4 protein-coding genes and 4 tRNA genes are annotated in these 5029 nt (G+C 47.8%); all 8 read left to right on the top strand.

The features are described from left to right. The first annotated feature begins 683 nt into the window (after window positions 1-683). The 8 genes from CCY32_RS17010 to CCY32_RS16975 all read left to right on the top strand — a co-directional run bounded on the left by CCY32_RS17010 (window position 684) and on the right by CCY32_RS16975 (window position 4971). On the top strand, window positions 684-1433 hold the full coding sequence (locus CCY32_RS17010) for a transporter substrate-binding domain-containing protein (RefSeq protein WP_088332879.1): 750 nt from the start codon (window positions 684-686) through the stop codon (window positions 1431-1433). A gap of 283 nt (window positions 1434-1716) precedes the next feature. After that, window positions 1717-2706, top strand: a complete 990-nt coding sequence (gene murB, locus CCY32_RS17005; protein WP_246840659.1) for a UDP-N-acetylmuramate dehydrogenase — start codon at window positions 1717-1719, stop codon at window positions 2704-2706. Continuing rightward, the gene (gene birA, locus CCY32_RS17000; RefSeq protein ID WP_088332875.1) at window positions 2703-3680 is read left to right on the top strand and encodes a bifunctional biotin--[acetyl-CoA-carboxylase] ligase/biotin operon repressor BirA; all 978 of its coding nucleotides are present in this window, start codon (window positions 2703-2705) and stop codon (window positions 3678-3680) included. Before murB ends, birA begins: the two co-directional genes overlap by 4 nt. Next, on the top strand, window positions 3661-4398 hold the full coding sequence (locus CCY32_RS16995) for a type III pantothenate kinase (protein WP_168171563.1): 738 nt from the start codon (window positions 3661-3663) through the stop codon (window positions 4396-4398). The genes birA and CCY32_RS16995 overlap by 20 nt, the downstream gene beginning before the upstream one ends. Window positions 4399-4535: 137 nt before the next feature. Beyond that, window positions 4536-4611 (top strand) — tRNA-Thr (locus CCY32_RS16990). A gap of 7 nt (window positions 4612-4618) precedes the next feature. Next, window positions 4619-4703, top strand: a tRNA-Tyr gene (locus CCY32_RS16985). A 109-nt stretch (window positions 4704-4812) separates the two neighbouring features. Continuing rightward, window positions 4813-4887, top strand: a tRNA-Gly gene (locus tag CCY32_RS16980). 8 nt (window positions 4888-4895) lie between these two features. Beyond that, window positions 4896-4971, top strand: a tRNA-Thr gene (locus CCY32_RS16975). The last annotated feature ends 58 nt before the right edge of the window (window positions 4972-5029 follow it).

Here is a 5029-nt window from a genome sequence, read left to right as displayed (position 1 = left end):
CACCGCCAGGCTCCCAATAACGCAAGAGCCCCTAGCTGTAATCAGCTAGGGGCTTTTTGCATTAAGGACACTGCGTGTCCATTCATGGGAAACCCAACCCATCGAATTGTCTAAACAGTAAGTGTTTTGCCGGTGAATATCATCTGTCACACATCCTTGTGATAGCCTACAGCCTCGCTTTTGCTTACGGCATCCTGCCTTCAGGAAAAGTCCAGGTCGGCCATCCGTGGCCTTCCGTAAACCACTCAATCAGCTCCACGTCTTCGCTGATTGCAGGCGTGACTTACCCCTGCTCGTCGTTCGCTCAGCTGCGTTATGCCACTGGCATAACGGTCTTCGCTCACCCCCATGTGAATCTTTAATTGGCATCAACAGTTGAATGTTCAGGGTTAGAACGGCCAGAAGCTATCTGTCACTCGTCCATGTAGCAGTCTGCTGCTCACTTCTTTGTATAAGCCTGATGAGTGATTATTTCGGCTATGTTTTTCATATGATTGATTTTAAGCGGTGGGGTATGGAGAGAGGCATTTCTGACCATTGATGACATAAGTCGGGTGTGATGGTTTTTGGTCTACACTCATAGTCTACAGATGAGTAACGTTATTTGATTCGTTGGATGGACTCACCCTCAGTAACGTTTTAGATCAGGTTTTGAAGGATCATAAATCAATTAAGGGTGCCTAATGTCGATGAGTAACTGTTTTAAAATTATTTTTCTCGGTTCATTTTTGTTTTCTCTGTCACTCAGCGCCGAAGACTACGTTGTCGGTGTTGAAGACCTCAACTATCTGCCATTCGCAGAGGTGGAAAACGGTCAGTATAAAGGCTTTTTTAGGGATCTTCTGGATAAATTTGGTGAAGATAGTGCCCATAACTTTAGCTATAAACCTATGCCGATAAAGCGATTGATGGACCAAATGATTTCTAAAAAAATCGATCTCAAAATACCGGATAGCTCTTTCTGGGCAAGTGATGCAAAAGAAGGAAAGGGAGTGGTGTATAGCCAACCGATCACAATATATATCGATGGTATCATGGTGACCCCTGAGAAAAAGGGCGCAGGCTATGACACGATAAAATCTATCGCTACCGTTAGAGGTTTTACGCCATTTCCCTACATGAAAGCGATAGAAGCAGGCAGAATATCCGTCGCTGAGACATCCACGCTGGAATCGGTAAAAAAGATGGTTGTTATGGGCAGAACAGATGGGGGGTTTGTTAACGTTTCGGTTATGAATCGCCTCTTAAAAGATGTTTGGAATACACCGGGTGCCATGGTTTTTGATGAGGAGCTGCCTGATGCCCGCAGTCCTATTAGTGTTTCCACGGCTATGCACCCAGAATTGATCAAGGAGTTTGATACCTGGTTAGCAAACAATTCTTCATGGGTGCAACAATTGCGTGAAAAATATGAAGTCCTTACGCCAGAGTAAGGTTAACGTCGAATATTCTCTTTAATCTCTGACAAGGATTGTCAGAATTGTGTTGCTGATTAGCCCGGGGTTAACCTATGCCTTTTAGGTGCTGGTATTGGGATAGTGCCAACGGGGATCAACACCAACCTGGCCTGTCGCTTTATGAGAGGGGCAAAGATTCATCAGCCTGCTAAGTCATGGCGTTCAGGTTCTCAAAACGAGATATTGGTGTGCGATAAAGGCTCGACCTTGCCTCATTGCTTACTTAAACTAACACCAACATCCAACCATGCAGAGCATTTTGATTAATCTAGCTTCATATCATACCTTTGGCTTTCAAAGCAGCGCCCAATCTCTGGTCGAAATAGAGAGTCTGAAATCAGTTCCTGAACTTGACGACGGCCCTCAGTATGTTCTTGGTGATGGCAGCAATACTGTTTTTCTGGAGGACTTTGAAGGCACAATTCTGAAAGTGTCAATTAAGGGGGTCAGTGTAAGCGAGACAGACACCCATTACGTTGTGAGTGTTGGTGCCGGAGAGAACTGGCATCGACTAGTGGTTTGGCTGCTCGAACAAGGTATTTATGGGGCAGAAAATCTGGCATTGATACCAGGAACGGTGGGTGCTTCACCGATCCAGAATATCGGTGCATATGGGCGAGAGCTTGCTGATTTCTGTCACAGCGTTGAAGCGGTGCATCTGGATACTCGGGAGGTGCACCTTTATCAGGCACAGGACTGCCACTTTAGTTATCGTGACAGTATTTTCAAACATGCCGGGATGCACCGTTGGATGATAACGCGCGTGCAGCTGAGGTTTCCAAAACAATGGCAGGGTGTAACCGACTATGGTGAATTGAAATCTCTTGGGAGCAACCCAAGTGCTCGGGAGATATTTGATACCGTGGTGAAGATCAGAAAGCAAAAGCTCCCGGATCCTCAGGTGGTTGGAAACGCGGGTAGCTTTTTCAAGAACCCGTATTTGTCGGTCAGTGAATATGCTGTTCTAAAAACCCGGTGGCCGACAATACCGGCCTTTGTTGTCAATGATACGCAAGTAAAAGTGCCAGCTGCATGGTTCATTGATACCTTGGGGTTTAAGGGCAAAACCGTTGGCGGCATTATTTGTCATCAACAGCAGCCTCTGGTGTTGGCCAATTTTCACGCCGGAGAACCTCAGGACTTGCTGCAATTAGCGAGAGAAATCAAACAGCGTGTCAGTGAGGAGTTTGGTGTTAACCTCGAGAACGAAGTCAGATTGATCGGCGCCCGGGGAGCCGTTGAACTATGAGTCGAACGCCCCAAGCCACACGCAACAGCATCCTGTTAAAGTTGATCCAGGGCGGCTTTTACTCCGGTGAGAGACTGGGAAATGAGCTGGGTATATCCAGAGCTGCGGTGAGCAAACATATCCATTCTCTTATGCAGTTGGGACTGGATATTTTCAGCGTAACGGGAAAGGGCTACAAACTGGCGACAAAATTGCAATTAATGGATGCTCAACTCATACGCAGTTACTGTCAGCATTATGATGCTCCTCTCGACCTTTTGAATGTTGTTGACTCCACGAATTCTTATCTGAAGCAAACAGCCGACTTACACAAGCCTGGTGGGTGTTGTCTGGCAGAAGCACAAACTGCTGGGCGCGGCAGACAAGGGAAGCACTGGGTTTCACCTTTTGGTGCGAGTTTATACTTATCGATGTACTGGGGCTTCTTGGGCGGCTATCAGGCGATTGGTGGACTGAGTTTGGCAGTCGGTGTTGCGGTCGTCAGAGCCTTGAGACATTTGGGCTATGATACTGTTCAACTTAAATGGCCAAACGATGTTTACCTCAATGGCAAGAAACTGGCGGGGATCCTGGTGGAAGTTGAGGGGCAACTTGATGATACCAGCCACTGTTTTATTGGCGTAGGACTCAATATTCAGCTACCCGCCAATCAGACTAAGCAAATCGATCAGCCGTGGACCGATCTCCATACAGAATCCGGACAACCGGTGGATCGCAACAGACTGGCAGCCTGTTTACTGGATGAACTTTTTAATGCGCTAGGGCAATTTTCTGAGCACGGTCTGGCGGTCTTTATGCAGGAATGGCATCGCAGTAATCTGTATGAAAATAAAAAGGTACGGTTGCTCTGTGGTCCAAAAGAATTTACCGGCACGTGCCTTGGCATCAATGAACAGGGGGCGTTGGTGGTAGAGACGGAAAATGGTAAGCAGCTTTTTTATGGTGGTGAAATCAGTGTCAGACCTCATGCATGATTTTCTGTGCCTGGATGTTGGTAATAGCCTCACCAAGTACGCAAGGATGCAATCCCCTACTCATATCATTGAGTGGGGCGATCTGAAAAGTAACGCACAGCTGGTGCAGTTGTTGTCGAAGGTACAGGATGTCTACATCGCATCGGTAGGGCATAAAGAAAAACTCTCTGCACTGCTGCAAGTTCTTGATGGGCAGAAACGTCAGTATGAACTCCTAAGCACCTCTTACTCTTATCCCGGTTTGACTTGTGCTTACTCACATCCTCAGCGATTCGGACTGGACCGGTGGTTGGCCATGATTGGCGCCCGTTCACTGTCCATCAGGCCCCTTGCCGTAATGGATTTTGGTACCGCCATTACCTGTGATTTCGTTGCCCCAACAGGACAGCATCTGGGGGGATGGATTTGCCCGGGAATTCAACTAATGCGCCAGAGTCTGAGTAGACAGACGGCCGGGGTGACTGTCAATCAAGCGGAATGGTATACCGGTGAAGTTGGCCAGAATACAGAAGATTGTGTTGATTCGGGTTGTCTCCAGCTCGCATCAGGGTTAATTGACCGGGCACGCCATTACCTTGCGGCCAGGTTTGATGACCACGAGATTTTTATTTGTGGTGGCGATGGCAAATTAATTTCTGCACAAGTGAGTGGGGCGTTTCGCTTTAAACCCGAACTTATTTTCATCGGGATGGCGGAATGTGTGAGTAAAAAGGCCTAGTTCTTCACCTAATTGCTGTGAAAACAATCAGTGTTGGGTGCAAATTGAGCAAACGCGCCAAAACCTGATATTTTTTCCTATTTTCCTATTGCGCATGTCAAAACGATACTCTAGAATTCGCACCCACTTGATGCAGTGCCGGCTTAGCTCAGTTGGTAGAGCAACTGACTTGTAATCAGTAGGTCGCCAGTTCGACTCCGGCAGCCGGCACCATCAATCTGGAGGGGTTCCCGAGTGGCCAAAGGGATCAGACTGTAAATCTGACGGCTCAGCCTTCGCTGGTTCGAATCCAGCCCCCTCCACCATATTCTTAGTGTGAGTCTATAGGCTAGCACTTAGGGCGGCAGAAAGACGCGTTCAGTCTTGACGTCCATCAAGGTTCTTGGGATGAGGTGGCCTCAAGAGATAAGGAACGCGGGCATCGTATAATGGCTATTACCTCAGCCTTCCAAGCTGATGATGCGGGTTCGATTCCCGCTGCCCGCTCCAATTACAGTGCTGATATAGCTCAGTTGGTAGAGCGCACCCTTGGTAAGGGTGAGGTCGGCAGTTCGAATCTGCCTATCAGCACCACTTCTCTCCCCAGCTCATTCTGCATAACAGTAGTTTAAATCCAATCCACGCTGGGGGA

The sequence above is a fragment of the Lacimicrobium sp. SS2-24 genome (genome assembly GCF_002201535.1).
Lineage (GTDB): Bacteria > Pseudomonadota > Gammaproteobacteria > Enterobacterales > Alteromonadaceae > Lacimicrobium.
Note: the sequence above shows the minus strand (reverse complement) of the source record. Positions and strands in the feature narration are given on the sequence as shown.

Bases quoted from the DNA above. Each gene is read 5' to 3' on its own strand.
- CCY32_RS17010 (WP_088332879.1), top strand. From the start codon at position 684: ATGTCGATGAGTAACTGTTTTAAAATTATTTTTCTCGGTTCATTTTTG.
- birA (WP_088332875.1), top strand. From the start codon at position 2,703: ATGAGTCGAACGCCCCAAGCCACACGCAACAGCATCCTGTTAAAGTTG.